Source organism: Streptomyces sp. NBC_00236 (assembly GCF_036195045.1).
Classification (GTDB): Bacteria; Actinomycetota; Actinomycetes; order Streptomycetales; family Streptomycetaceae; genus Streptomyces.
Genome location: NZ_CP108100.1, coordinates 5,692,079 through 5,716,931, shown reverse-complemented (window position 1 = coordinate 5,716,931; position 24,853 = coordinate 5,692,079). Strand labels below are relative to the sequence as shown.

The window sequence follows — 24,853 nt, the reverse complement described above, 5'->3', positions numbered from 1 at the left end:
GGCCGCTCAGTTGCCGGTCAGGAGGTGGCGGTAGCTGTCCGGGTGCTCGCGGAGGTACGTGGCCAGGCTCATGGGCGGCCGGCCCGTCAGGGTGGCCACGGCATCGGAGACGGTGGCCATCTCCCCGGCCGCGATGGCTTCGTACGAGGTCACCCAGCCGGCCACCTCCCAGTCCGGCGCCCCGTAGCCGGACCGTGAGGCGTAGGCCTCCTCCCGGGTCTCCGGCACGTAGGTGATGGTCCGTCCGGTGACCCGGCCCAGTTCCTCGGCGGCCTCGGCGAGGGTGAACGCCTCGGGCCCGGTGAGGTCGTACGTCTCCCCGTCGTGCGTCGGGCCCGAGGGGTCGGTGCCGGACAGGAGGACGGCGGTCGCCGCGTCGGCGATGTCCTCGTGGGCCACCGCGGCGACTCTTCCGTCGCCGGCCGGTCCGCGCAGGACACCGTCGGCGCCGGTCATCGCCGGGAGACCGGCCAGATACCAGCTGTCGCGCAGGAAGGTGTGCCGGACACCGGAGACCCGGATATGGGCCTCGGTGTCCCAGTGGTCCCGGGCGAAGGTGAACGTCGCGTCCGGTGCGGCGCCGAGGAAGGAGACGTACACGATCCGTTCGACGCCCGCCGCGACCGCCGCGTCCACGGCCGTGGTGTGCTCGTGCACGCGGTCCGGGCTCTCGTGCGCCGAGACGAGGAACAGGGTGTGCGCCCCGGCCAGCGCGCGGCGCATGGCCTCGCCGTCCCCGTACGGGGCCGGCGGCGCGGTGTCGGCGCCGGGGAATTCGGGCAGCCGGGACGGGTCGCGGCCGAGGAGCCGTACGGGGACGCCCGCCCGGGCCAGCCGCTTCGCGACCCGGCCGCCGAGCGCGCCGCTCGCTCCGGTGACGGCGGTGAGGGGGCCGCCGAACGCGGCGTCTTCGGCATCCTGCGTGGGGCCTGTGGGACTCATGAGGGGTTGCCTTTCTTGTACGGCCAGGGGCGAACCTCCACGACCGCCTCGGCCGGGACCGGTCCGTAGATGTGCGGGAACTCCTCGCCACCGGGACTCAGCGACTCGTAGCGCACGGGCACGGGAAGCCGGTCGGTGTCGATGACGAGCACCACCAGGTCCTGGTCACCCGCTCCGGACCCGTACAGCAACTCGGCCACACCGGCGAGCTGGTGAGGCAGTGAGCAGTGGATGAAGCCCTCTTCGTGCAGGGTGCGGCCGCGGGTGGACATCTCGTACGTCCCGGTCCCGCGGGCCGCCTCCCACAACGGGCGTTCGGTCAGGTGCAGCAGTTCGGCCATGGGCCAAAGCTAGTGCCGTGACCGGCAGGGTTCGCCCCATGAGGAGCGTCGTCCGACGCGGCGAGCGTGCGTGCGGGAAGACGCGACGGGGGCGAAGCCTGCCGGGAGAGGCACTAGCCGCGCCGGCGCGTCCTGCGGGCGATGAGCGTGGCCGCCGAACCGGCGACGAGCAGGGCGGCCGCGATTCCGCCGATCACCCATTCACCGCCGCGCGCACCCGTGTCCGGGAGCTGTCCGCCGTCGTGGGGCGGTCCGGGCCACCCGCTGTCCGTGGGGGTGGGGTGAGGGGCGGGCGTCGACTCCGAGGGGGACGGCCCGGGGCTGTCGGAGGGGTTGGGCGTCGGCGTGGGCGAATCCGTCGGCGTCGGTGACGGGGAGTCCGTCGGGGTGGGTGACGGGGAGTCCGTCGGGGTCGGTGTCGGGGAGTCCGTCGGCGTCGGTGACGGTGACGGCTCCTCTCCGCAGTCCGGCAGATCACCGTCGAACGGGTAGGCGTGCAGCTCCTGGCCGCCCGACTCCCCCTCTGACGTGTGGGTCAGCGAACCCGCGCTGTAGAAGCGCCCGTTGGTTCCGCTCATCGCGAGAGTCGCCACGCTGGACTGCTGTCCGATCAGCACGCTGCCCTGGAACTGGCCGGTGCCCTTCAGCCCGATCTCGGTGGCGTCCGGGAAGTTCCACATGAGGTGTTCGCGGAGACCGGACTGCGGCAACGAGTCCATGTACGTACTGATGTTGCGCATGCCGCCATAGACGTTGACCAGCACGGTCGCACCGTCCGGAACGGCGTTGAAGACGATGCCCTGCTGGCCGCCCGCGGCCGTGGTCAGGTCCGCGTCCACCGCGAAGACCTGGAGGGCGGAAATGCCGTCGCCGGTGAAGACGGTCTCGGCGCCACTGTTCCGCACCGTCCCGGTCGTCGGACGGCGGTGCTCCTCGTTGTCGTCGTACGCGTAGCAGTGGCTGGCCGCCGTCAGCTGGTCGCGGAGCGCGGTGTACGGATCGGTGGCGTCGGCATCGTGGACCGGGTCGGGGATGACCGTCCCGGCCAGGGTCCGGGCGTAGCGCACGACCCCGTAGTTGGGCCCCTCCTCGGCGAGGAGCCGCTTACCGGTCTGGATGCTGAGGTCACCGCCCACCGTCAGGTAGTCGGAGCCGTTGGGCGGCGGCACCCGCGAACCCCCGCCGGCGACACCGACGTTGTAGATCTGGGACACGCCGTCCCGCTTCGTCATGTCGAACTTTCCGAGGGTGACGATCTTGCCCTCGGCCTCTGCCGCCGCCTCCCTGACCAGGTAGTCGCCGCCGACGAAGATGTTGATGTTGCTGTCGTGGTAGATGACGTCGTCGCTGTTCGGATCCGGCCACGTGACGGGACAGTCGCTCCCGAGGCACGGGCCGAGGCCACCGGGCAGCGAGTCGGCAGCGGCCGTGGGGGCGAAGGCGCCCACCACGGCGGCCGCTGCCGCCACTGTCACCGCCACGCGGCGCCTTTGACCGTTTCTGCGCTCTTTTGCTCCCATACAGCGCAATATGCAGCTTTTTAGACTACGCATCGGACATGCCACGCCGGACGAACGGCCCCGATCCGCCGACTGCCGTCGGCCGTGGGTCACCCGTACGGCGACAGCCGCCGTCAGTCGGCCAGTAGTTTCGCCTCGATCGCCGGGTCGACGCCCTTCAGCGGACGGTCGGCACGCTGCGGCGCCGTACCACCGATGGCGCACAGCCAGGCCCAGGTGTCGGCAACGGTCTCCTCGACCGGCCGGCAGCGCAGGCCCGTTGCGTACGCCCTGCTGACATCGCCCTGGTGGAGCGTGTCGTACAGCTCCCCCGGCGGCAGCCAGACCGGCAGGTCCGTCCAGGGCTCGACGCCCGCCGCGAGGATCCGCTCGGTGTCGGTCCAGCGCAGCTCGGCGTCGGAACCGGTGGTCCGCACACAGGCGTTCAGCAGCCCGCCCATCGTGGTGTGACCGGGACGGCTGACCAGGTTGTACGGACCGTGCAGGCGCTTCCCGGCGGCGTCCAGCAGCCATTCCGCGAGGTCGCGGACGTCGATGTACTGGAGGTCGAGGTCCGGTGTACCGGGCGCGAGCACAGGGCCGCCGCGGGCGATCCGCGTCAGCCACCACGGCAGCCTGCCGACGTTCTCCCAGGGGCCGATGATCAGCCCCGCGCGTGCCAGCAGTGCCCGGTCACCGAAGGCGTCCTGCACGGCCAGTTCACCGCCGAGCTTGGCCTGCGCATACGGGACGTCGCCACCGGCGTCCGGCGAGGCGCCCGCCACCAGCGGACCGCCCTCGGGCAGGCCCGCCGGTGCCGGGTAGTCGTACACCGACCGGCTGGAGACGTACGCGTAGTGCGCGGCGCGGCCGGACAGCAGCCGGGCCGCGTCCCGCACGGCCGAGGGAGCACCGCTCCACGTGTCGACGACCAGGTCCCAGGTGTACGTCCCGTCGCCCGGCTCGGCCACCGCGGCGAGCGCCGCGAGGCCGTCCTTCTCGGTGCGGTCGCCGAGCAGTTGGGCCACTCCGGGCGGTGGTGCGTGGCGTCCACGATGGAACACCGTGATCTCCCAGCCGCGTGCGAGCGCGGCCTCCGTGACGGCCCTGCCGACAAATTCCGTACCACCCAGGATCAGAAGCCTCATGCCCCGACTCTGCCCGCCCGCGCCCCGGTCCGGAACGGTCCTCGCTCTCGGCGGAATCGCTGTCGGCTGAATCGCGCAGCGTGTCGCCGCCCCGCGCTCAGGAGAGGGCGAGCGGGCTGCGGTGACGCAGCAGCCACTGGTGATAGCCGGCCGCCCGCTGTGCCGCCTCCCGGTACGCGGCCTCCAGTTCCCCGTACACCACCGTCATATCGGCGCCCGGCCGGGAGACCAGGAGCAGCCGGACGGCGAGCGGGTCGTCGCGCAGCGGGCGGATGGCCATGTCGTCCCGCGGGCCCGAAGTGGGCTGGCACGGCGCCACCGCCTCTCCGAGGACGACGAGCGACGCGGCGGTGAGGTAGTCGCCGTGCAGCACGGTCGGCGCGACTCCGGCGGCGCCGAACACCCGGCGCAGGCCGTCCCATTCGCCGTCCACCGTGGGGTCGACCATCCACCGGTCGGCGGCCAGGTCGGCCAGGTCGACGACGGGCAGGGCAGCCGCCGGGTGGTCGCGGGACATGGAGATGAACTGCGGTTCGCGGTCCAGCAGAACACGCTGCTCCAGTCCCTCGGGAACGGACAGCGGGCAGCCCTCCACCTCGTGCACGAAGGCGACGTCGAGCCGGCCCGCCCCGACCGCGCGCAGCAGTGCGCGGGCCGACACGTCGACCCGCAGCGAGATGTCCGTGCCGGGCAGCCGGATCCGCAGTCTGCGCAGCCAGCCGCCGATGACCCGGCTCGCGGTGCAGCCGATCCGCAGCCGCGGACCACCGGCCCCGGCGGCGTCCACCTCCGCCTTCGCGTCGGTGACCAGTGCGCTCATCCCGTCGAGGAGGGGGCGTGCCCGGCCGATGACCGCGCGGCCGAGCAGCGTGGGGCGGCAGCCGGTGCGTTCGCGGCTGAACAGCTCCGCGCCCAGCGTGTTCTCGATGCGGCGCAGCTGGGTGGTGAGCGAGGGCTGGCTGACGCCCAGTCTGCGGGCCGCCCGGTGCAGGCTGCCGGTGTCGGCGATGGCGCAGAGCGCCCTGAGGTGCCTCACCTCAAGCTCCATGCAGCCGAGAGTAAGGCGGCGGAGTCGTACCGCACCAGACGCCGTAACCCGATCAAACGACGGCAATTCAACAGCTGTTGGTGTGATCGGCATCGTGTGGTCTTCCGCGGGGCCCTGACGGGCGATAGGGCGGCGCTATCGCCGGTTGGCATCATCCGCACGGCGCCCCGTTTCCCCGACACTCGCTGCGTACCGCCCCCGTTCGCGTCCGATGACCGGACGGGCCCCCGGCAGGTAACCCGTAGGAGAACCCCCCATGAGACACCCCAGGACCCTCATGTCCGCCGTGATCGGCCTCGGCTTCGGCCTCGCCGCCGCGCTGGGCACCGCCCCCGCGATCGCCTCCACCGCCCCGGCGCCCGCCGCTCCGCCCACGTCCGCCTCCGCCGATCACGTCGCGTACACCTCCCACTCCGGATCGCACGAGAGCGCCGCCGCCAACAAGGCGTTCTTCGAGGCCGTGGCGAAGTCGGTGGCCGAGAAGCGCGCCGCGCAGCCGGGCGTCCAGGCCGTCACCATCGTCTACAGCGCCGCCAACGCACCGAGCTTCCGTTCGCAGATAGCCAGCAGCGCGCAGATCTGGAACAGCTCCGTCTCCAACGTCCGGCTTCAGGAGGGGTCCAACGCCGACTTCTCGTACTACGAGGGCAACGACCCGAGCGGCTCCTACGCGAGCACGGACGGTCACGGCAACGGGTACATCTTCCTCGACTACGCGCAGAACCGGCAGTACAACTCCACCCGGGTGACGGCCCACGAGACCGGGCACGTCCTCGGCCTGCCGGACCACTACTCGGGTCCGTGCAGCGAGCTGATGTCAGGCGGGGGCCCCGGCCCCTCGTGCACCAACCCGTATCCGAACTCCAATGAGCGCGGCCGGGTGAACTACCTCTGGCAGTACGGCTTCGCGGCCGCGCTCGCAGGCAGCGGTTCCTGACCCCGCTCCCCGCCGCGAAGGGCCACCTCGCAGGACGGGGTGGCCCTTCGCGGGCAGCCGGGCGGCACAGTCGCGTGGGCAGTCGGCGCGCCCGTTCGCGGGCAACCGGTGCGCCCGTTCGCGGACAGTCGGCGCGCGGAGGCTGTCATCCGGCGGCGAGTTCGCTCCGGACCAGGGACAACAGCTCGTCCTCCGTCATCCCGAGCCGTCGCGCGTCGCCGACCACCTCGCGCACGCGCTCCAGCAGCCTGGCACGGTGTGGGGAGGCGCCGTCCGCGACGACCGCGCCCCGGCCGCGCCGCAGTTCGATCAGCCCTTCCTCGCGCAGCCGCTGGTAGCCGCGCAGGGCCGTGTGCACATTCACTCCGAGCGATTCGGCGAGCGCCCGGGCGGCGGGCAGGCGTTCGCCCGGGGTCACGGCCCCGTCGGCGACGGCGCGGCGCACACAGGCCGCGATCTGGTCGCCGAGCGGCACGGTGGAGGTGGGGTCGACCCTGAAGAGCATGGTCAGTGTTCCGTTCGGCGCTGGTCGATCAGGGTGTTGAGGAGCGCGGCAGCCGTCGCCGAGTCGTCGACCGTGACCGCGAAGTCCCGGCCGTCGGCCAACCGTGCCACGATCCCCTCGCCGGAACGAATCATGACGCCGGTGCGCCCAGGCCGGATCCGGTAGCCCCAGCCCCCGTACTCGGTGAGCGGCTTGATGTCCCGGCTGGCCGCCGCCTCGATCCGGTCGAGCGGTACCCGGACGCGCGGCCACGGCAGCATCCCGGAGACGGTGATCCCCCGCCGGTCCACGGCCACGTTCGGGCGGGCGAAGGTCACGAGGAGCAGCCCGAGCACGAGGAGCGGAACCGCTGCGATCCAGCCCAGGGTGTACAGCAGCACGACTCCTCCCGCACAGGTCAGGGCAGCCGCCGGAAGCAGCCACCGGCTCCCGGCGCTGCGCGCCCAGCCCGCGACCTCCCCGGCGGCCAGCGTGATCCGTTCCCCGCCCGCCGTCGCCCCGTCCGCCTGTCCGTCCATCGACGGCTCCTCCGGTACGGCAACGACTGCGGCCAGCAGCAGCCCCAGCCCGAAGGCGAGCGCGGCCACCCCCAGCGCGGCGGCCAGCTGCCACATCGGGAACGAGACGTCCTGGGCTCGGCCCTGCCCGTCCTCGGCGGCGTCCACATTGACGAGCAGGACCACCGCCATCAGGTACCCCAGGAAGCCGGCGACCGCATAGCCGGAGGCGACCGCTCCCCGGTACGCCCGGCCGTGGAACCCTCCCCGGGCGGTCATCAGGGCCCACAGCGCACCGGTACCGACGAGCAGCACCGTGGTGATGACGACGTACGAGGTCCGGCCCGCGTAGTCGTCCGCCCTGCCGTTGCCCACGAAGTGGCTGGCCAGCTGGGCGGGCAGGCGGTCACGGCGTGTGGCGAAAAGGATCAGGTCGGCGGCGAGGGCCAGCAGGAACGGCAGCGTGGCGAGAGCCGCGCGGCCGGTGTTCTTCCGGTTCATCAATACCTCCATTGTTCGCATGCTAGTAGAACAATGAAGGTGCGGCAACCTTCCGCTGAGGGCGCGGCGACCCGGGTACGGCCGGAACGACGAACCGGCCCGACGGCGTCGAGCCGTCAGGCCGGTTGAGGGCAGGCCGGTTGAGGGGGTGTCATGTCGCGTGTCACGCGGGCCGCAGGTGGAAGCCCGCCGCTGCGGTCAGGCCGTTTCGAGCGGGAACGCGCCGCGGTGGCCGGTGCCCGCACCCGTCTCCGGGCGGGGCTCGAACTCGCGGCAGCTCCAGACCTCCTGGACGAATCCGCTGCGCCGGTCCCACAGGTCCAGCACGTCGTCCTCGCCCGCCGCCCCGCGGTAGGCCTCCTTGGCGCCCCGGAAGCAGGCGAGGCCGCCGGAGAGCCCTCGGCCGGGTGCCGGGAAGTAGTCCGAGAAGGCGCACGCGATGCACGTCCGGAGCCGGATCCCGGGCGGCAGGGAGCGCTGGATGGTGGCAAGCGCGGCCCCGAAGTCGCTCTCGGCACGGTGGGACCGGAAGGCCGCACCGCCGTAGCGCAGCTCCAGATAGAGATACGGGTCGGGCCTGCGCAGCGACAACAGGCAGCTCAGCGTGGCCTGATGGAGCTCGCCGTCCGCCGTGACGGGGAACGGCAGGTCCCATTCCAGGACGCAGTCGTTGAGCATCCCGTCGGCGAGGGCAAACATCCCGCTCTCCGGCGGCATGCCCGCCACCGGGCACAGGGCATCGAAGCTCTCGCCCTCGAAATCGACGCCCCTGATACGAAGCCGGAGTTGCTGCCCGTCGGTGGTGAGGATGACGGCATCGGAGCCCTGTCGGTCCCGGTACCACCCTGCCCACGACTCATCTGTCATGGGCAGGGACTGTAGCCCCTGGCTCGGACACTCCCCGTGCCGCCCTCCACTTCGCCGCCCGACCCCTGTGACCTCGGCCGATCTTCGGTCGGCCGCCGTTCCGTGCGTCGGCCTCCGTTCAGTGCGTCCGGCCCCGTTCCGTGTGCCCGGCTCCGTTCCCTTCGTCCGCCTCCGTTCCGCGCGTCGGCCTCCGTTCAGCGCGTCCGGCCCCTTCCGTGCGGTCGCCCCCGTTCAGTGCGTCCGGCCCCTTCCGTGCGCCCGGCTCCCTTCCGTGCGTCCGCCTCCGTTCCGTACCTCCGCCCCCGTTCCGTACCTCCGCCCCCGTTCAGTGCGTCCGGCGGGTGACGAACTCCGCCAGGGCCAGGAGATCGCCCGCCGCCGACAGATCGGGCACGGCCCGGGACAGGTGGTGCACCGCGCGTGCCATGCGGTCCGCGGCGCAGACCTGGGCCCAGTCGCGCCCGCCCGCCCGGTCGACGGCGTCGGACGCACGACTGATCTCACCGGCCGTGTTCATCGGGCCCCGGTAGAGCGCGGCGAGCTCCGCCGCCGCCGGAGTGCCCGAGGTCAGCGCGGCGACCACGGGCAGCGACTTCTTGTGGGCGGCGAGGTCGGCCCCGACCGGCTTCCCGGTCTGCGCGGGGTCACCCCAGATGCCGATCAGGTCGTCGATGAGCTGGAAGGCGAGCCCGGCCTCCCGGCCGAAGCCGTCCATCGCTCCGACCGCACGCTCGTCCACGCCCGCGTAGAGCGCGCCCAGTGCGCAGGCGCAGCCCAGCAGCGCTCCCGTCTTCGCCGTCGCCATGGTGAGGCACTCGTCCAACGTGACCTCGTCCGGACCGCGTTCCTCGAAGGCGCAGTCCGCCTGCTGGCCCGCGCACAGCTCGATGACGCAGGTGGAGAGCCGGGCCGATGCGCGGCCCGACACGGCGCGCGCGTCCTCGGCCAGGAGCCGCTGCGCGAGGGCGAGCATGGCGTCGCCCGCGATGACGGCGTCGGGGATTCCGAAGACGGTCCAGGCCGTGGCCCGGTGGCGGCGGGTGCGGTCCTCATCGATGACGTCGTCGTGCAGCAGGGTGAAGTTGTGGGCCAGTTCCACGGCGACGGCGGCCCGCACGGCATCTCTGGGATCACCGCCGAGCGCACGGGTGGCGGCCAGGACGAGTGCGGGTCTGATCGCCTTGCCGGCACCGCCCGCGGCGGGGCTGCCGTCGGCGTGCTCCCAGCCGAAGTGGTACATCGCCACGCGCCGGATCGATCCCGGCAGTGAGGCGACCGCTGCCCGCAGATGCGGGTCGACGAGGGTCCGGGTGTACTCCAGGAGCGCCGCGGCCTCGTTGCCCTCGGTGGCGGCGGCGTCGGTACGGGTCATGGTCAATCGGTCACCCCGGTCGTTGCCGTCGCCGGCCCCCGATGGCTTTCGCCCCGGGGACCGGCGACGTGGGTGGTTGCTGTGGGTGCGTCGGCTGCGGCCGACGGGGTCCCGGCCCCGGCGGGCCCGGGACCCCGCGGACTCACCGCCAGCGGCTGACCTCGACGTTCTCCAGGACACCGAGGGCGTCCGGGACCAGGACGGCCGCGGAGTAGTAGGCCGTCACGAGGTAGGAGATGATCGCCTGCTCGTCGATCCCCATGAAACGGACCGACAGGCTGGGCTCGATCTCGTCCGGGATGCCCGTCTGCTGGAGGCCGATGACGCCCTGTTCGGCCTCGCCGGTCCTCATGCAGATGATCGACGTGGTGCGGGCGTCCGTGACCGGGATCTTGTTGGACGGGAAGATCGGAACCCCGCGCCAGGCCGGCACGTGGTGTCCGCCGACGTCCACGCTCTCCGGCACCAGACCGCGCTTGTTGCACTCGCGGCCGAAGGCGGCGATGGCCCGGGGGTGCGCGAGGAAGAGCTTCGATCCGCGGCGTCGCGACAGCAGTTCGTCCATGTCGTCGGGTGTGGGCGCCCCGTCGTGCGGCTGGAGCCGCTGCCCGTAGTCGCAGTTGTTGAGCAGGCCGAACTCCCGGTTGTTGATCAGCTCGTGCTCCTGGCGCTCGCGGAGCGCCTCGACCGTGAGCCGCAACTGCTGCTCGGTCTGGTTCATCGGCTGGTTGTAGAGGTCGGCGACCCTGCTGTGGACCTTCAGGACGGTCTGGGCCACGCTCAGTTCGTACTCGCGGGGCGCGGACTCGTAGTCCACGTAGGTGTGCGGGACGACGGCCTCGCCGACATGCCCGGCGGAGAGGTCGATCTCCGCCTCGCCGTACTTGTTGGTGCGCTGGTGCGGGATGGCCAGCAACGCGGCGAGATGGGTGCTCAGCGATTCGGCCCGCTCGGCGAGATTGAGCACATCGGCCCGCGTCAGGGTCAGGACCGTGCACGCCGTGACGGCGCGGGCCGTGTACTCCCAGAGGGCGTCGCCCTCGATCAGGGAGTGGTCTCCGAAGTAGGCGCCGTCCGCATGGACTCCGAGGACCGTCTCGTCCCCGTAGGGCCCGGTACCGATCTTCTCGACCTTTCCGTGCGCCAGCAGGAAGACCCGGTCCGCCGCCTCGCCCGCCGTCGCCAGGAGCTGTCCGGCGGGAACGTCGCGCTGCTCGCACCGCCTGGCCAGTTCGGCGAGCACCTCCTCGTCCCCGAAGTCCCGCAGAGCCGGCAGTTCACCGAGCTCGGCGGGGATCACGGAGACCCTGTCCCCTGTCTGTACGAAGGTCACCCTGCCGTCTCCGACCGAGTAGCTCAGCCGGCGGTTCACCCGGTACGTGCCGCCCTGCACCTGAACCCACGGAAGCATCTTCAGCAGCCACCGTGAGGTGATCTCCTGCATCTGCGGAGCGGACTTGGTGGTCGTCGCGAGGTTCCGCGCGGCTGCCGTGCCCAGACTCTGCTGCGGCGGCACCTGCGCGTTCTGAACCTCTTCACCAACGGACATCTGTCGTCCTCTCGATTCATCAGCTGACCTGCGAGAAGAACCTTTCAGCATGCAGACTCGCCACGCCATTACACAAAAGAGTGTGACTAATCGGGCTTTGGGCTGGGCACAACGCTGCGCGATGCCCGCCGGCCCGGTTAATTTGCATACGGAATGCACATTCACCTACCGTGACCGCCATGCGACTGACGAGATTCACCGACGTGGCACTGCGCGTGCTGATGCGTCTGGCCGTCGTGGCGAACGAGGACCCGCCGACCACCCGGGAGGTGGCGGCGACCATGCAGGTGCCGTACTCCCACGCCGCGAAGGTCGTGGCCCGCCTCCAGCACCTCGGCCTGGTCGAGGCACGACGGGGCCGCGGGGGCGGACTCGCCCTCACCCCGGCCGGCCGCTCCGCCTCCATCGGCGGGCTCGTCCGCGAGCTCGAAGGCCCGGGCGACGTCGTCGAGTGCGAGGGCTCCACCCCGTGCCCCCTGCGGTCGGACTGCCGGCTGCGCCACGCCCTGCGTGCGGCCTCGGAGGCCTTCTACGCCTCGCTCGACCCGCTCACCGTCACCGAACTGGTCTCCTCGCCGACCGGCCCGCTGCTGATCGGCATCAGCAGCAGACCGCCCGCGGACGCCTGAACCACCCCCCGCCGGACCGGCCCCACGGCCCGGTTCCTACACTGATTTTAAATGCGCATCTGAGATGCCAATTCTGAATCCGAGGAGTTAACGATGCTCTCCGAGCCGTCGACCGCCACCGTCCGTGCCACGCTTCCCGCCGTGGGCGCGGCCATCGGGGACATCGCCGATCTCTTCTACCGCAAGCTGTTCGACGCCCACCCCGAGCTGCTGCGCGACCTGTTCAACCGCGGCAACCAGGCCTCCGGCGCCCAGCGTCAGGCGCTCGCCGGCTCCATTGCCGCGTTCGCGACCCAACTGGTCGAACACCCCGGAACCCGTCCCGACGTGATGCTCGACCGCATCGCGCACAAGCACGCCTCGCTCGGCGTCACGGCCGCCCAGTACGACGTCGTGCACACCCACCTGTTCGCGGCCATCGCCGAAGTGCTCGGTGACGCGGTGACCCCCGAGGTCGCCGCCGCCTGGGACGAGGTCTACTGGCTGATGGCCAACGCCCTGATCGCCATCGAGGAACGCCTGTACGCACAGCAGGGCGTCGTCGCCGGCGACGTCTGGCGCGACTCGGAGGTGGTCTCGCGCACCGAGGAGACCGCGGACGTCGCCACGTTCCAGCTCCGTCCGGCCGACGGCGCCCCCGCCCCCGCCTTCCGCCCCGGCCAGTACGTGTCCGTGCAGGTCGAACTCCCCGACGGGGCCCGCCAGATACGCCAGTACAGCCTCTCCTGCGCCCCCGGTTCGGCCCTCCGCTCGTTCACCGTCAAGCGGATGCACGGCGACGGCGCCCCCGACGGCGAGGTCTCGCAGCAGCTGCACGCCCACGTTCGCGCCGGTGACCGGCTCCGCGTCTCCGCCCCGTACGGCGACCTCGTACTGAAGTCCACCGACGCCCCGCTCCTGCTCGCCTCCGCGGGCATCGGCTGCACCCCGATGCTGTCGATGCTGGAGCACCTCGCGGACTCCGGCCACCGCGCCCCGGTGACCGTGGTGCACGGCGACCGCTCCCCCGCCGACCACGCGCTGCGCTCCGACCACGCCCTGTTCACCGCCAAACTCCCCGACGCCGCAGCCCACTTCTGGTACGAGAACCCCGAGCAGGGCCACCCGGCGGACCGCACCGGCCTCGTCGACCTGACCGGCGTGGCGATCGCGTCCGGCACCCACGCCTACCTCTGCGGCCCGCTGCCCTTCATGCGGGCGGTGCGCACCCAACTGCTCGCCAAGGGCGTCCCGGCGGCCGACATCCACTACGAGGTGTTCGGCCCCGACCTGTGGCTCGCCCAGGGCTGAGCGGCCGCCGGTGCTCGCGGAATTGACCGGATCGGCTCGCACACCGTCCGAACAGGGCCCCGAAATCTCCCCGTGACTGGTCCGGGACCCCGTCCGTCGGGTACAAGCGCTGTACGGACACACTCCCCCCACGCACGAAGGAGTCGGTCATGTCCTCACCCATGTCCGCGAGCACCTTTCTCGCCGCGCTGAAGAACGAAGGGCTCACCGTCGTCCAGGTCGGCGACTGGCGCACCCACAACCGCAACCACAAGGGCCCCTGGGGGCCGGTCAACGGCGTGATGATCCATCACACGGTCACCAAGGGCACCGCCGCCACCGTCCGGATCTGCCGCGACGGCTACACCGCGCTGCCGGGTCCGCTGTGCCACGGCGTCATCGCCAAGGACGGCCGGATCCACCTGGTCGGCTACGGACGGGCCAACCACGCCGGGCTCGGCGACGACGACGTCCTGCGCGCCGTCATCGCCGAGAAGGGCCTGCCGTCGGACAACGAGGCCAACACCGACGGGAACCGGCACTTCTACGGCTTCGAGTGCGAGAACCTCGGCGACGGCAAGGACCCCTGGCCCGCCGTCCAGCTCGAAGCCATCGAGAAGGCGGCGGCCGCGGTCTGCCGCCACCACGGCTGGAACTCCCGGTCGGTCATCGGACACCGGGAGTGGCAGCCCGGCAAGGTCGACCCGCGCGGCTTCTCGATGACCTCCATGCGGGCGCGGATCCACGACCGCCTGAAGTAGCCCGGGGCCCGCTCCGGCCGGGGCGCGGCGACAATGGGGCCATGCCCTCCACGCCCTCCGACGCGCCGGGTCCTGCCGGGTACTCCGGCCAGGACCCCGGCCTCTCCCGGCTGCGGCCGGTGCTCCCGTCACCGCTGCAGCCGGCCGTGGACGAGCGCTTCGCCCGCCACGGCGTGACGCTCCTCCTGAAGCGCGACGACCTGATCCACGCGGACCTGCCGGGCAACAAGTGGCGCAAACTCGCCCCGAACCTCCGCGCGGCCGCCGGCCGTCCCGTGCTGACCTTCGGCGGCGCCTACTCCAACCACCTGCGGGCCACGGCCGCCGCGGGCCGGCTGCTGGGCTTCCGGACCATCGGCGTCGTCCGGGGCGACGAACTCGCCCACCGTCCGCTCAACCCCTCGCTGGCCCGGTGCGCGGCCGACGGCATGCTGCTGCACTTCGTGGACCGCCGGACGTACCGCGCCAAGGGCGATCCGCAGGTCCTGGCGGGCCTGCTGAGCGCCTACGGGGAGTGCGAGGTCATCCCGGAGGGCGGCAGCAACGCCCTGGCCGCACAGGCCTGCACAGAGCTCGGCCGCGAGCTGCGCAGGACGGCCGGCGTGGCGGCGGTGGCCTGCGGCACCGGAGGCACCCTCGCCGGGCTGGCCGCGGGACTGGCACCCGGACAGCGCGCCCTCGGCGTCCCGGTCCTGCGGGGCGGCTTCCTGGGGGACGCGGTCCGGGACCTCCAGCGGGAGGCGTTCGGCGGACCGGCCGGCACATGGTCCCTGGACGAACGTTTCCACTTCGGCGGGTACGCCCGCACCACACCCGCCCTGCACGCGTTCGCCGACGACTTCGAGGACCGGCACGGGCTGCCGGTCGAGCGGCTCTATGTGGCCAAACTCCTGTACGCGCTCACCGTGCTGGCCGGTGAGGGCGCGTTCCCCGCCGGATGCGCGGTCGCGGCCGTCATCACGGGGCGTCCTGACGCGCCCCAGGAGGATCAGTCGTCCGACTCCTCCCGGTAGGCCGCGGCCTCCTCCAGGTCGAGGCGCCTGAGCAGCGTCCGCATCATCTCGTCGTCGATGCTGCGCTCGTCCCGCAGCCGTACGAAGACCTCGCGCTCGGCCTCGATCATCTCGCCGGCCAGCCGCCTGTAGGTGTCGTCCGCCGACTCCCCCGTCACCGGATTGGCCGCGCCCAGGCGCTCCCAGACGGCGTTGCGGCGGCGCTCCAGAACGGTGCGCAGCCGGTCGGTGAGCGGCTGCGGCAGGCAGTTGCGCTTGTCCGTGAGGAGTTCCTCCAGGCGGGCCTCCGCGGCCGTGGACGCCTCGCTCTGGGCCTGCGCCTCGGCGAGCGTCTCGGCCTGCCGGTCGCGCCCGGGCAGCTTCAGGACCCGTACCAGGAGCGGCAGCGTGAGCCCCTGGATGACCAGGGTGCCGATGACCGTGGTGAACGTCAGGAAGAGCACCAGGTTGCGGGCCGGGAATTCCTCGCCGTCCGACGTGAGCATCGGGATGGAGAAGGCGATGGCGAGCGAGACGACGCCGCGCATCCCGGCCCAGCCGACGATCAGCGGTGAGGTCCAGTTGGTCTCGGGTTCGCGTTCCCTGATGCGTTTCGACAGCAGGCGGGGCACATAGGTCGCCGGATAGACCCAGACGAACCGGACGACGACGACCGCCAGGAACACCGCCACCCCGTACCAGAGTGCCTCGGTGACGGCGTACGTACCGAGCCCCTTCAGTACGAAGGGCAGCTGAAGGCCGATCAGGGCGAAGACGGCGGACTCCAGGATGAACGCGACCATCTTCCAGACGGCGGCCTCCTGGAGCCTGGTGGCGAAGTCGACCTGCCAGGAGCGGTGCCCCAGGTAGAGCGCGACGACGACGACCGCGAGCACTCCGGAGGCGTGCACGCGTTCGGCGGCCGCGTACGCCACGAACGGGATCAGGAGCGACAGGGTGTTCTGGAGCAGGGGCTCCCTGAGGTGCGTGCGGAGCCAGTGCAGCGGGACCATGAGGACCAGTCCGACGCCGACCCCGCCGACCGAGGCCAGCAGGAATTCGCCGATCCCGCCGCCCCAGCTCATGCCCTCGCCCACGGCCGCCGCGAGCGCCACCTTGTAGGCGGTGATCGCGGTGGCGTCGTTCACCAGGGATTCGCCCTGGAGGATGGTCGTGACCCGGGCGGGCAGGCCGACCCGGCGCGCGATGGCCGCGGCGGTGACGGCGTCCGGCGGGGCGATGACGGCTCCCAGCACCAGCGCGGCCGTGAGCGGCAGGTCGGGCACCAGCCGGTACGCCAGCCAGCCCACCGCGACGGTGGCGAACAGCACGTAGCCGACGGAGAGCAGCGCGACCGGGCGGATGTTGGCCCGCAGGTCCAGGTACGAGCTGTCCACGGCCGCCGTGTAGAGCAACGGTGGCAGCAGGAGCGGCAGCACGATGTGCGCGTCCAGCGTGTACTCCGGCACCCCGGGAACGTACGAGCCGATCAGCCCGAGGGCCACCAGCAGCAGGGGGGCCGGCACCGGCGTCCGGCGGGCGAGACCGGCCGTCGCCGCACTCGCCGCGACCAGTGCCACCAGTGGCAATGCGTCCATCTCACGGTCCTCGCATCCGTCGTAACCTGGCCATCATGAGCGAGTGCCCGCATGTACCGGACCTGCCGCGCCCCGAGCCCGCAGCCCTCTCCGAGACCTGTCTCGAATGCCGGGCGGCGGGCACCCACCCCGTGCAACTGCGACTCTGCCTGATCTGCGGGCATGTCGGCTGCTGCGATTCGTCACCCCACCAGCACGCCACGGGGCACTTCAAGGAGACCGGTCACCCGGTGATGCGGAGCTTCGAGGCCGGCGAGAGCTGGCGCTGGTGCTTCGAGGACGGTTCGATCGTCTGACGTCTGGGTACGTCAAACCGGCGCCTGTTGTTCGTAATTGACCGCCGCAGACCCCTAGCCACTGTGTGTACTCATGGGCTTACCATGAGTGACAGTCATGGGATGGGGTCTCGGCGACACGGCATCATGGATCGCGATAGCGTCGCCGGACCAAGAACCGAAGACGTACCGCATGGCTCCGGGCGACCCTTCCCGGATCCTCGAAGAGTTTGTGCCACCTTGGAGGTGAGGGTGTCCCAGATCGCAGGCGAGCCCGGGAATCAGGACTTCGTAGAGGTCCGGCTGCCCGCTGCGGGTGCCTACCTGTCGGTGCTGCGTACGGCCACGGCCGGTCTCGCAGCGCGTTTGGACTTCACTCTCGACGAGATCGAGGATCTTCGCATCGCGGTCGACGAGGCCTGCGCGATTCTGCTCCAGCAGGCCGTGCCGGGTTCCGTCCTCAGCTGCGTGTTCCGGCTCGTCGACGATTCTCTCGAGGTGACGGTTTCGGCCCCGACGACGGACGGCCGGGCCCCGGAGCGCGACACGTTCGCCTGGACGGTGCTCTCCGCACTGGCCGGAAAGGTCGACTCCTCGGTCGCCGATGACCGTACGGTCAGCATCAGCCTGTACAAACAGCGCGGCGCGGGACCCGGGCCGGCGTGAGCAACGGGAACGGGGACGGTCCTGTGCGGGACGAGACGATCCGACCGGGGGTGGTGCGCCCAGCAGGCATCCCGGAGCAGCAGGCCCTGCCTCATCCGGTGGACGGGGCGGAGCTGCCCCGTGCGGTGGACGGGGCGCAGGGGCCCGCCGGCATTACGGTCGCGGTGGAGAAGTCGCAGGCGGAGCGGGCGGGCCAGATGAGCGAGCACGGGCACCACGATCCACACGACCGCAGCGGGGCGCGGGCGCTGTTCATCGAGCTGGGCAAGCTCCCGGACGGGTCACCCGAGAAGGCGGAGCTGCGCAACCGGCTGGTGCGTATGCACCTGCCGCTGGTGGAGCACCTGGCGCGGCGCTTCCGCAACCGCGGCGAACCGCTGGACGATCTGACCCAGGTCGCCACGATCGGTCTGATCAAGTCGGTGGACCGGTTCGACCCGGAGCGCGGCGTCGAGTTCTCGACGTACGCGACCCCCACGGTCGTCGGCGAGATCAAGCGGCACTTCCGCGACAAGGGCTGGGCGGTGCGGGTGCCGCGCCGGCTCCAGGAGCTTCGGCTGTCGCTGACCACGGCGACCGCGGAACTCTCCCAGCAGCACGGCCGCTCGCCCACGGTGCACGAGCTGGCGGAGCGGCTCGGCATCTCCGAGGAAGAGGTCCTGGAGGGCCTGGAATCGGCCAATGCGTACAGCACGCTCTCGCTGGACGTGCCGGACACGGACGACGAGTCCCCCGCGGTCGCGGACACGCTCGGCTCCGAGGACGAGGCACTGGAGGGTGTCGAGTACCGGGAGTCGCTCAAGCCGCTGCTGGAGGACCTGCCGCCGCGCGAGAAGCGGATTCTGCTGCTTCGTTTCTTCGGCAACATGACCCAGTCGCAGATCGCTCAGGAGGTCGGCATCTCGCAGATGCACGTCTCCCGGCTGCTGGCCCGCACCCTGGCCCAGTTGCGCGAGCGGCTGCTCGTCGAGGAGTAGGCGGGCGCGGGGGCGGCCGGACGGCACCCGTCCGGCCGGCCCGAGGCTGCCGTAGCGCGCCTCAGGCGTCGGCGCTGTCCGTGTCGGGCGCCGCGCCCGGCCTGCGGATGCCGAGCGCCTCGATGGTCGCCGGGCGGGCCAGTTGGTACAGCGCGGTCAGCGCCACCGCTGCGAGCACGATGCCGGCCGGGATCAGCGCCCCCTGGGACCGCAGCAGCGTCCAGGCCACCGGCAGCGCGATGATCTGCGTGATGAGTGCGGGGCCGCGGCTCCAGCTCCGCCGCTGAAGCAGTCCGCGGGCGGCGAAGAGCGGGATCAGCCCCAGGGCGATCAGCGTCAGGCCGCCCATTTCGGCCTGCTGCGGGCTGTCGGGGCGGCCGAGCAGCCCCATCACCAGCATGGCGACACCGCCGATGACGAGGGCCGCTCCTTCGAGGGCGCTGAGGCCGGCCACGAGCGTGAGCCTGGCCGGCTTCGGCGGTTCGGCCGAGGGCGTCGGCGAGGGCGCGTTCTGCTGAGTACTCACCCTTGCAGGTTGGCATCCCCGGCACACGAAAGTGAAGCCGGGGTCGTCACGCCTTCCGCCGGGAGGTGCACCCGGGCACGGACCGGCCCATCGCGCCCGCACGGTCACTCAGCGTGAAGGCATCCGGGCAGGACTTCAGGCCGATACCTCGCGGTAGGTAGTCTGGCGGTCATGCGCGCACTTCTTGTGGTCAATCCAGCTGCTACCACCACCAGTGCGCGGACCCGTGACGTGCTGATTCATGCACTGGCCAGCGAAATGAAGCTGGAGGCCGTGTCCACGGAGTACCGCGGGCACGCACGTGACCTGGGACGACGGGCCGCCGACAGCGACGACATCGATCTCGTGGTCGCGCTCGGCGGTGACGGCACGGTCAACGAGGTCGTGAACGGCCTGCTCCACAAGGGCCCCGACATCGACAACCTGCCGAAACTCGCCGTGGTCCCCGGCGGCTCGACCAATGTCTTCGCCCGCGCCCTCGGTCTCCCGAACGACGCGGTGGAGGCGACCGGCGCCATCCTGGACGCGCTGGCCAACCGCACCGAACGGACGGTCGGCCTCGGTCTGGCGGCCGGCACCCCGGGCACGGAGGACGAATCGGTCCCGGAGCGTTGGTTCACGTTCTGCGCCGGCCTCGGATTCGACGCCGGTGTGATCGGCCGCGTCGAACAGCAGCGCGAGCGTGGCAAGCGTTCGACCCATGCGCTGTACGTACGCCAGGTGATGCGCCAGTTCCTCGAGGAGCCGCACCGACGGCAGGGAATCATCACGCTGGAAGTGCCCGGCCAGGACCCGGTCACCGACCTCGCGCTCTCCATAATCTGCAACACGGCTCCCTGGACCTACCTGGGGAACCGGCCGATCTACGCCTCCCCGAAGGCGTCGTTCGACACCGGCCTGGACGTCCTCGGCCTGCAGCGACTGTCCACCCCTGCCGTCACGCGGTACGCCACGCAGCTGCTCACTTCGAGCCCGGAAAAGGGCCCGCGCGGCAAGCACGCGGTTTCACTCCATGACCTCACGGACTTCACCTTGCATTCAAAGGCCCCACTGCCCCTTCAGATGGACGGTGACCACCTGGGGCTGCGTACAAGTGTGACGTTCACAGGCGTACGCCGTGCACTGCGTGTGATTGTGTGAGTGGAAGGGACCAAAGTCCTTTAACTCGAACGTTTGGACTGGGCTCCACCCTCTAGAAGTACGGCTGTGACCTAGCCGACACCGAGGAATCAAAAAAAACTTTCCAGAAGGGGTTGTATCCGTCGCCGAGGTTTGCGAATCTCTACATGGCGATCGGGACGGCCCGCAACAACGGCCTCCACTGAGAGCCAGAACCCCTCCTCACTGCACAGGACCACAACCAGTTCATCTGGGCGTCGGCCCGACACTTGCGGGGGGATTCGTGAAAGCGTTCACATTCACAAGCCACAGTACGTATACCAAGGAGAGGTAGCAGCCATGGACTGGCGTCACAACGCCGTTTGTCGTGAGGAAGACCCGGAGCTGTTCTTCCCCATCGGCAACACCGGTCCTGCGCTGCTGCAGATCGAGGAAGCCAAGGCCGTCTGCCGTCGCTGCCCCGTCATGGAGCAGTGCCTGCAGTGGGCGCTCGAGTCCGGCCAGGACTCCGGCGTCTGGGGTGGCCTCAGCGAGGACGAGCGCCGCGCAATGAAGCGCCGCGCCGCTCGCAACCGGGCGCGTAACGCCAGCGCCTGACCGACGCCACCGCTACGAACCTCAGCCAGGCGGCGCGTACAGAGCGTGCGCATCACCCCGCCCCCCGAGTCGCAGCGCGCAGTACCCCACGAAGCGCATGCTTGACCAGAGAGCCCGGACCGTTCACCAACGGTCCGGGCTCTCTGCTGTGTGTGCGTACTTCTGTGCGTGGATACTGCTGGGCGTACGCGCTGCTTGCGTCCGTACGCGTTACTTGTCGGCGCTGACCGGGATGTCGAGGACGACCTGGGTGCCGCGTTCGGGGGCCGGCACCATGCCGAACGAGCCGCTCAGCTCGCCCTCCACCAGCGTCCGCACGATCTGGAGCCCCAGATTCCCGGCGCGCTGCGGGTCGAATCCCTCGGGCAGGCCGCAACCGTCGTCCTGAACGGTGATCAGCAGCCGCCCCTCCGTGGGCGAACCGCCGCGCACCGCGGAGACCTCGACCGTGCCGGACTCGGCCACGCCGAACGCGTGCTCCAGGGCGTTCTGCAGTACCTCGGTGAGGACCATCGCCAGCGGGGTGGCCACTTCGGCGTCGAGGACGCCGAACCGTCCGGTGCGCCGGCAGGTGACCTTGCCCGGGGAGATCTCGGCGACCATGGCGATGACCCGGTCGGCGATCTCGTCGAACTCCACCCGCTCGTCCAGATTCTGGGACAGCGTCTCATGGACGATGGCGATCGAACCGACGCGCCGCACCGCCTCGTTGAGCGCCTCACGGCCCTGCGGGGAGTCCATCCGGCGGGCCTGCAGGCGCAACAGGGCGGCCACCGTCTGGAGGTTGTTCTTCACCCGGTGGTGGATCTCCCGGATGGTGGCGTCCTTGGTGATCAACTCGCGCTCACGGCGGCGCAGTTCGGTGACGTCACGCAGCAGGACCAGCGAGCCGATGCGGACACCCTTGGGCTTGAGGGGGATCGCCCGGAGCTGGATCACGCCGCCCGCGCACTCGACCTCGAACTCCCGGGGCGCGTAGCCGCTGGCCAGTTTGACCAGCGCCTCGTCCACCGGGCCGCGGGAGGGCGCGAGTTCGGCGGTGATCCCGCCGAGGTGCTGTCCGACCAGGTCGGAGGCGAGGCCCAGACGGTGGTAGGCGGAGAGGCCGTTGGGGCTGGCGTACTGGACGACGCCGTCGGCGTCGAGCCGGACCAGCCCGTCGCCGACCCGCGGTGAGGCGTCCATGTCGACCTGCTGGCCGGGGAACGGGAAGGAGCCGGCGGCGATCATCTGCGCCAGGTCGGAGGCGGACTGGAGGTAGGTGAGCTCCAGCCGGGACGGAGTGCGGACCGTGAGCAGGTTGGTGTTGCGAGCGATGACACCCAGGACCCGTCCCTCCCTGCGCACGGGGATCGACTCGACCCGTACGGGGACCTCCTCCCGCCACTCCGGGTCGCCCTCGCGCACGATCCGGCCCTCGTCCAGCGCCGCGTCCAGCAGCGGACGGCGGCCGCGCGGGACGAGATGGCCGACCATGTCGTCCTGGTACGAGGTGGGGCCGGTGTTGGGCCGCATCTGGGCGACGGACACGTAGCGCGTACCGTCACGCGTGGGGACCCAGAGCACGAGGTCGGCGAAGGACAGGTCGGAGAGCAGTTGCCACTCCGAGACCAGCAGATGGAGCCACTCGAGGTCGGTGTCACTCAGGGCGGTGTGCTGGCGGACGAGGTCGTTCATGGAGGGCACGTGTGCGAGCGTACCTGTGGATACGGACAGGTTCCGAACCGGACGGCCCGGCCGTACGTGCAAGAGGAAGGGCCGGAATTCGCCGTGCCCCGTGGATGGACAGCACGAGTGGTCTAGTCCACAATGCTGAAGACAGAGCCTCCGCTCTCCCCGCACAGGAGAGCGGAACGAGGTACCCGCGCTCTCTGCCCTGACTGCGCCGGGTGCCTCCCCCCGGCCGGGGGCACCGCACACCGCCGGCCGAGCCGACCGCCCATAACGGGCGGTCCTACTCCGGGCTGCGGTGCTGGTCGGGCTGAGGGTCCCGGCCCGGCGCCGCGGCCCGCGGGTTTGTCCGGAGGCGGTTTCGGCGGGTCAGCGGGTTTCCGTGACCTTCGCGAGCGCGCGCGGCGCGTCCGGGTCCTGACCGCGGGCGATCGTCACCTCGTAGGCCAGCATCTGCAGCGGCAGGATCTCCAGGATCGGCTGGACCTCCTCGGCGACCCCGGCCGTGGGCAGCACGAAGCCCGCGGAGGCCGCTTCCACCTGGGCCTTCGGGCCGACCACGAAAAGGTCCGCACCACGGCCGCGCAGCCGGTCCAGCACCGGCTGGAGCGCCTCGCCGCCCCGGCCGTCGGTGACCACGGCGATCACCGGGGAGATGTTGTCGACCATGGCGAGCGGACCGTGCAGCAGATCGGCGCCGGAGTAGGACAGCGCGGGGATGTAGCTCGTCTCCATCAGCTTCAGCGCGGCCTCCTTGGCCGTGGGGTAGCCGTAACCGCGCGAGGTGATGACCATGCGCTCGGCGAAGCGGTAGCGGGACGCCAGGGCCTTCACCTCGTCCCTGCGGGCCAGGATCGCCTCGGCCAGCTCCGGCAGGATCGCCGCCGCCGCGCCGTCGCCGCCGCGCAGCCCTTCCACGAAGAGGTACAGGGACAGCAGTGAGGCGGTGTACGTCTTGGTGGCGGGCAGGGCCTTCTCCGGCCCCGCCAGGATGTCGATGTGGTACTCGGAGACCGCGGCGAGCGGCGAGTCCGGGCTGTTGGTCACCGCCAGCGTGACCGCGCCGGCCTCCCGGGCCGCCTTCGTCGACGCCACCAGGTCGGGCGATCCGCCTGACTGGCTCACGGTGATGACCAGGACGTCCCTGAGGTCCGGCTTGGCGCCGTACGCGGTGGTCGTGGACATCGAGGCCAGGCCGCAGGGCAGACCGAGCGTGATCTCCAGCAGGTACTTCGCGTAGAGCGCGGCGTTGTCCGACGTGCCGCGGGCGGTGAGCAGGACGAAGCGTGGCTTCCGGCCGGCGATCTCGGCGGCGACCGCCCGGATGGCGGGTGCCCCTCGGTCGAGGATGCGCCGCAGCATCTCGGGCTGCTCGGCCATCTCGCCGGACATGATCCGGCCGGGCTGCTCGCCCTCGTCGGCCGGGTACGTGGCGGACATGTCTGGTGCCTCCCGGAGTGTCGCGGTGCGTCGGTCAAGTCAACACGGGGCACGGTGGGTCCGCCAGCGGACGACCCCGGCAGGGACGCGCCCGCGCGCGCCCGGAAACGCAGGACCGGGGGACACCGGGGGGCCGTGTCCGGGAACGGGAGTTCTGCTAGATTAGGACTTAGATTGGTCTATACCACATATCTTCAACTCTAGATCGGCAGGCCCCGCGTGGAAGTTGTCATCGTCCCGGACGCCAAGGCAGGCGGCGAACTGATCGCGGGGGCCATCGGCGCCCTGCTCGGCCGTAAGCCCGACGCCCTTCTCGGCGTTGCCACCGGATCGACCCCGCTGCCCATCTACCGAGCGCTGGCCGAGAAGGTCCGCTCCGGCGCGGTGGACGCGTCGCGTGCCCGCATCTGCCAGCTCGACGAGTACGTGGGGCTGCCGACGGGCCACCCCGAGTCGTACCGCTCCGTGGTGCTGCGCGAGGTCGTCGAGCCGCTCGGGCTCTCCGAGGCGTCGTTCATGGGCCCCGACGGCTCCGCCGAGGACGTCCAGGCCGCCTGTGAGGCGTACGACCAGGCGCTCGCCGACGCCGGCGGGGTGGACCTCCAGTTGCTCGGCATCGGCACGGACGGGCACATCGGTTTCAACGAGCCGTGCTCCTCCCTCGCCTCGCGCACCCGGATCAAGACGCTGACCGAACAGACGCGGATCGACAACGCGCGCTTCTTCGACGACGACATCGAACAGGTGCCGCACCACGTCATCACCCAGGGCATCGGCACGATCCTGGAGTCCCGCCACCCGATCCTGCTCGCGACGGGCGAGGGCAAGGCGGACGCCGTGGCACAGACGGTCGAGGGGCCGGTCGCGGCGATCGTGCCGGCGTCGGCGCTGCAGCTGCACCCGCACGCGACGGTCGTGGTCGACGAGGCGGCGGCGTCCAAGCTGAAGCTGGCGGACTACTTCCGCGCCACGTATGCGGCGAAGCCGCTGTGGCAGGGCATTTAGTTCTGGCGGTACGCGGGAGGGCCGGGGCACCGTGTGGTGTCCCGGCCCTCTTGCGTGCGGGGCGTTTCGCGTGGGCGTTCTGCCCTCAAACGCCGGACGGGCTTGATACTGCCGTCCCCGCC

25 protein-coding genes are annotated in these 24,853 nt (G+C 71.2%); 11 read left to right on the top strand and 14 right to left on the bottom strand.

From position 1 onward, the window contains the following. Positions 1–6: 6 nt before the first annotated feature. The 5 genes from OG446_RS25935 to OG446_RS25915 form a co-directional block, all read right to left on the bottom strand. Positions 7–942 carry an SDR family oxidoreductase gene (locus OG446_RS25935; RefSeq protein ID WP_328896281.1) on the bottom strand — a complete coding sequence of 312 codons (936 nt, stop codon included), beginning with the start codon at positions 940–942 and terminating at the stop codon, positions 7–9. Then, a complete protein-coding gene (locus tag OG446_RS25930; protein WP_328896280.1) occupies positions 939–1,283 on the bottom strand; it encodes a DUF952 domain-containing protein in 345 nt (114 codons plus the stop codon). The genes OG446_RS25935 and OG446_RS25930 overlap by 4 nt, the downstream gene beginning before the upstream one ends. Positions 1,284–1,396: 113 nt before the next feature. Continuing rightward, the gene (locus tag OG446_RS25925) at positions 1,397–2,764 is read right to left on the bottom strand and encodes a choice-of-anchor A family protein (protein WP_328896279.1); all 1,368 of its coding nucleotides are present in this window, start codon (positions 2,762–2,764) and stop codon (positions 1,397–1,399) included. Between the two features lie 152 nt (positions 2,765–2,916). Next, on the bottom strand, positions 2,917–3,930 hold the full coding sequence (locus OG446_RS25920; RefSeq protein ID WP_328896278.1) for an NAD-dependent epimerase/dehydratase family protein: 1,014 nt from the start codon (positions 3,928–3,930) through the stop codon (positions 2,917–2,919). 97 nt (positions 3,931–4,027) lie between these two features. Continuing rightward, positions 4,028–4,978 (bottom strand): LysR family transcriptional regulator, encoded by a 951-nt coding sequence (locus tag OG446_RS25915; protein ID WP_328896277.1) that lies wholly within the window; start codon positions 4,976–4,978, stop codon positions 4,028–4,030. A 256-nt stretch (positions 4,979–5,234) separates the two neighbouring features. Here OG446_RS25915 and snpA point away from each other — a divergent pair, with 256 nt between their 5' ends. Next, entirely contained in the window at positions 5,235–5,915 is a 681-nt protein-coding gene (gene snpA, locus OG446_RS25910; protein ID WP_328896276.1) for a snapalysin, read from the top strand. A 145-nt stretch (positions 5,916–6,060) separates the two neighbouring features. On the opposite strand, the gene OG446_RS25905 is transcribed toward snpA, so the two are convergent. The 5 genes from OG446_RS25905 to OG446_RS25885 form a co-directional block, all read right to left on the bottom strand. Further along, entirely contained in the window at positions 6,061–6,420 is a 360-nt protein-coding gene (locus tag OG446_RS25905; RefSeq protein ID WP_328896275.1) for a GntR family transcriptional regulator, read from the bottom strand. A 2-nt stretch (positions 6,421–6,422) separates the two neighbouring features. Further along, entirely contained in the window at positions 6,423–7,418 is a 996-nt protein-coding gene (locus OG446_RS25900; RefSeq protein WP_328896274.1) for a DUF1648 domain-containing protein, read from the bottom strand. Positions 7,419–7,616: 198 nt separating this feature from the next. Then, positions 7,617–8,285 (bottom strand): DUF6304 family protein, encoded by a 669-nt coding sequence (locus OG446_RS25895; protein WP_328896273.1) that lies wholly within the window; start codon positions 8,283–8,285, stop codon positions 7,617–7,619. 325 nt (positions 8,286–8,610) lie between these two features. Continuing rightward, positions 8,611–9,657, bottom strand: a complete 1,047-nt coding sequence (locus tag OG446_RS25890; RefSeq protein WP_328896272.1) for a family 2 encapsulin nanocompartment cargo protein polyprenyl transferase — start codon at positions 9,655–9,657, stop codon at positions 8,611–8,613. A gap of 142 nt (positions 9,658–9,799) precedes the next feature. Then, on the bottom strand, positions 9,800–11,206 hold the full coding sequence (locus tag OG446_RS25885; protein WP_328896271.1) for a family 2B encapsulin nanocompartment shell protein: 1,407 nt from the start codon (positions 11,204–11,206) through the stop codon (positions 9,800–9,802). Between the two features lie 179 nt (positions 11,207–11,385). On the opposite strand from OG446_RS25885, the gene OG446_RS25880 reads away from it, so the two are divergent. The 4 genes from OG446_RS25880 to OG446_RS25865 all read left to right on the top strand — a co-directional run bounded on the left by OG446_RS25880 (position 11,386) and on the right by OG446_RS25865 (position 14,878). Further along, entirely contained in the window at positions 11,386–11,835 is a 450-nt protein-coding gene (locus OG446_RS25880; protein ID WP_328896270.1) for an RrF2 family transcriptional regulator, read from the top strand. Between the two features lie 93 nt (positions 11,836–11,928). Then, the gene (locus tag OG446_RS25875; RefSeq protein ID WP_328896269.1) at positions 11,929–13,125 is read left to right on the top strand and encodes a globin domain-containing protein; all 1,197 of its coding nucleotides are present in this window, start codon (positions 11,929–11,931) and stop codon (positions 13,123–13,125) included. Positions 13,126–13,286: 161 nt separating this feature from the next. After that, positions 13,287–13,865, top strand: a complete 579-nt coding sequence (locus OG446_RS25870; RefSeq protein ID WP_328898417.1) for an N-acetylmuramoyl-L-alanine amidase — start codon at positions 13,287–13,289, stop codon at positions 13,863–13,865. Between the two features lie 41 nt (positions 13,866–13,906). Further along, on the top strand, positions 13,907–14,878 hold the full coding sequence (locus OG446_RS25865) for a 1-aminocyclopropane-1-carboxylate deaminase/D-cysteine desulfhydrase (RefSeq protein ID WP_328896268.1): 972 nt from the start codon (positions 13,907–13,909) through the stop codon (positions 14,876–14,878). Here the strand turns inward: OG446_RS25865 and OG446_RS25860 are convergent. Next, complete coding sequence (locus OG446_RS25860; RefSeq protein ID WP_328896267.1) at positions 14,854–16,455, bottom strand: Na+/H+ antiporter; 1,602 nt, start codon at positions 16,453–16,455, stop codon at positions 14,854–14,856. The two genes, OG446_RS25865 and OG446_RS25860, sit on opposite strands and share 25 nt — an antisense overlap. 35 nt (positions 16,456–16,490) lie before the next feature. On the opposite strand from OG446_RS25860, the gene OG446_RS25855 reads away from it, so the two are divergent. The 3 genes from OG446_RS25855 to OG446_RS25845 all read left to right on the top strand — a co-directional run bounded on the left by OG446_RS25855 (position 16,491) and on the right by OG446_RS25845 (position 18,373). Further along, positions 16,491–16,751: a UBP-type zinc finger domain-containing protein gene (locus OG446_RS25855; RefSeq protein ID WP_326658031.1), complete on the top strand. Its 261-nt coding sequence runs from the start codon at positions 16,491–16,493 to the stop codon at positions 16,749–16,751. A gap of 231 nt (positions 16,752–16,982) precedes the next feature. After that, positions 16,983–17,396, top strand: a complete 414-nt coding sequence (locus tag OG446_RS25850) for an anti-sigma regulatory factor (RefSeq protein ID WP_067163834.1) — start codon at positions 16,983–16,985, stop codon at positions 17,394–17,396. A 50-nt stretch (positions 17,397–17,446) separates the two neighbouring features. Continuing rightward, entirely contained in the window at positions 17,447–18,373 is a 927-nt protein-coding gene (locus tag OG446_RS25845; RefSeq protein WP_389262063.1) for an RNA polymerase sigma factor SigF, read from the top strand. A 61-nt stretch (positions 18,374–18,434) separates the two neighbouring features. On the opposite strand, the gene OG446_RS25840 is transcribed toward OG446_RS25845, so the two are convergent. Continuing rightward, positions 18,435–18,827 carry a hypothetical protein gene (locus OG446_RS25840; protein WP_328898415.1) on the bottom strand — a complete coding sequence of 131 codons (393 nt, stop codon included), beginning with the start codon at positions 18,825–18,827 and terminating at the stop codon, positions 18,435–18,437. A 243-nt stretch (positions 18,828–19,070) separates the two neighbouring features. On the opposite strand from OG446_RS25840, the gene OG446_RS25835 reads away from it, so the two are divergent. Both OG446_RS25835 and OG446_RS25830 read left to right on the top strand, forming a co-directional pair. Then, positions 19,071–20,039 carry a diacylglycerol/lipid kinase family protein gene (locus tag OG446_RS25835; RefSeq protein ID WP_328896266.1) on the top strand — a complete coding sequence of 323 codons (969 nt, stop codon included), beginning with the start codon at positions 19,071–19,073 and terminating at the stop codon, positions 20,037–20,039. Positions 20,040–20,357: 318 nt separating this feature from the next. Next, a complete protein-coding gene (locus OG446_RS25830) occupies positions 20,358–20,615 on the top strand; it encodes a WhiB family transcriptional regulator (RefSeq protein ID WP_003953983.1) in 258 nt (85 codons plus the stop codon). 210 nt (positions 20,616–20,825) lie between these two features. Here OG446_RS25830 and OG446_RS25825 read toward each other — a convergent pair whose 3' ends face one another. Together OG446_RS25825 and OG446_RS25820 are read right to left on the bottom strand one after the other, a co-directional pair. After that, complete coding sequence (locus OG446_RS25825) at positions 20,826–22,292, bottom strand: sensor histidine kinase (RefSeq protein ID WP_328898414.1); 1,467 nt, start codon at positions 22,290–22,292, stop codon at positions 20,826–20,828. 363 nt (positions 22,293–22,655) lie between these two features. Further along, a complete protein-coding gene (locus OG446_RS25820) occupies positions 22,656–23,726 on the bottom strand; it encodes an SIS domain-containing protein (protein WP_328896265.1) in 1,071 nt (356 codons plus the stop codon). A gap of 219 nt (positions 23,727–23,945) precedes the next feature. On the opposite strand from OG446_RS25820, the gene nagB reads away from it, so the two are divergent. Further along, positions 23,946–24,731, top strand: coding sequence for a glucosamine-6-phosphate deaminase (gene nagB, locus OG446_RS25815; RefSeq protein WP_328896264.1), 786 nt, complete (start codon positions 23,946–23,948; stop codon positions 24,729–24,731). Positions 24,732–24,853 lie beyond the last annotated feature (122 nt).

Coding starts and splice junctions, on each gene's coding strand:
- OG446_RS25935 (WP_328896281.1), bottom strand. CDS start 942: ATGAGTCCCACAGGCCCCACGCAGGATGCCGAAGACGCCGCGTTCGGC.
- OG446_RS25930 (WP_328896280.1), bottom strand. CDS start 1,283: ATGGCCGAACTGCTGCACCTGACCGAACGCCCGTTGTGGGAGGCGGCC.
- OG446_RS25920 (WP_328896278.1), bottom strand. CDS start 3,930: ATGAGGCTTCTGATCCTGGGTGGTACGGAATTTGTCGGCAGGGCCGTC.
- OG446_RS25915 (WP_328896277.1), bottom strand. CDS start 4,978: ATGGAGCTTGAGGTGAGGCACCTCAGGGCGCTCTGCGCCATCGCCGAC.
- snpA (WP_328896276.1), top strand. CDS start 5,235: ATGAGACACCCCAGGACCCTCATGTCCGCCGTGATCGGCCTCGGCTTC.
- OG446_RS25905 (WP_328896275.1), bottom strand. CDS start 6,420: ATGCTCTTCAGGGTCGACCCCACCTCCACCGTGCCGCTCGGCGACCAG.
- OG446_RS25900 (WP_328896274.1), bottom strand. CDS start 7,418: ATGAACCGGAAGAACACCGGCCGCGCGGCTCTCGCCACGCTGCCGTTC.
- OG446_RS25895 (WP_328896273.1), bottom strand. CDS start 8,285: ATGACAGATGAGTCGTGGGCAGGGTGGTACCGGGACCGACAGGGCTCC.
- OG446_RS25890 (WP_328896272.1), bottom strand. CDS start 9,657: ATGACCCGTACCGACGCCGCCGCCACCGAGGGCAACGAGGCCGCGGCG.
- OG446_RS25885 (WP_328896271.1), bottom strand. CDS start 11,206: ATGTCCGTTGGTGAAGAGGTTCAGAACGCGCAGGTGCCGCCGCAGCAG.
- OG446_RS25880 (WP_328896270.1), top strand. CDS start 11,386: ATGCGACTGACGAGATTCACCGACGTGGCACTGCGCGTGCTGATGCGT.
- OG446_RS25875 (WP_328896269.1), top strand. CDS start 11,929: ATGCTCTCCGAGCCGTCGACCGCCACCGTCCGTGCCACGCTTCCCGCC.
- OG446_RS25870 (WP_328898417.1), top strand. CDS start 13,287: ATGTCCGCGAGCACCTTTCTCGCCGCGCTGAAGAACGAAGGGCTCACC.
- OG446_RS25865 (WP_328896268.1), top strand. CDS start 13,907: ATGCCCTCCACGCCCTCCGACGCGCCGGGTCCTGCCGGGTACTCCGGC.
- OG446_RS25860 (WP_328896267.1), bottom strand. CDS start 16,455: ATGGACGCATTGCCACTGGTGGCACTGGTCGCGGCGAGTGCGGCGACG.
- OG446_RS25855 (WP_326658031.1), top strand. CDS start 16,491: ATGAGCGAGTGCCCGCATGTACCGGACCTGCCGCGCCCCGAGCCCGCA.
- OG446_RS25835 (WP_328896266.1), top strand. CDS start 19,071: ATGCGCGCACTTCTTGTGGTCAATCCAGCTGCTACCACCACCAGTGCG.
- OG446_RS25830 (WP_003953983.1), top strand. CDS start 20,358: ATGGACTGGCGTCACAACGCCGTTTGTCGTGAGGAAGACCCGGAGCTG.
- OG446_RS25825 (WP_328898414.1), bottom strand. CDS start 22,292: ATGAACGACCTCGTCCGCCAGCACACCGCCCTGAGTGACACCGACCTC.
- OG446_RS25820 (WP_328896265.1), bottom strand. CDS start 23,726: ATGTCCGCCACGTACCCGGCCGACGAGGGCGAGCAGCCCGGCCGGATC.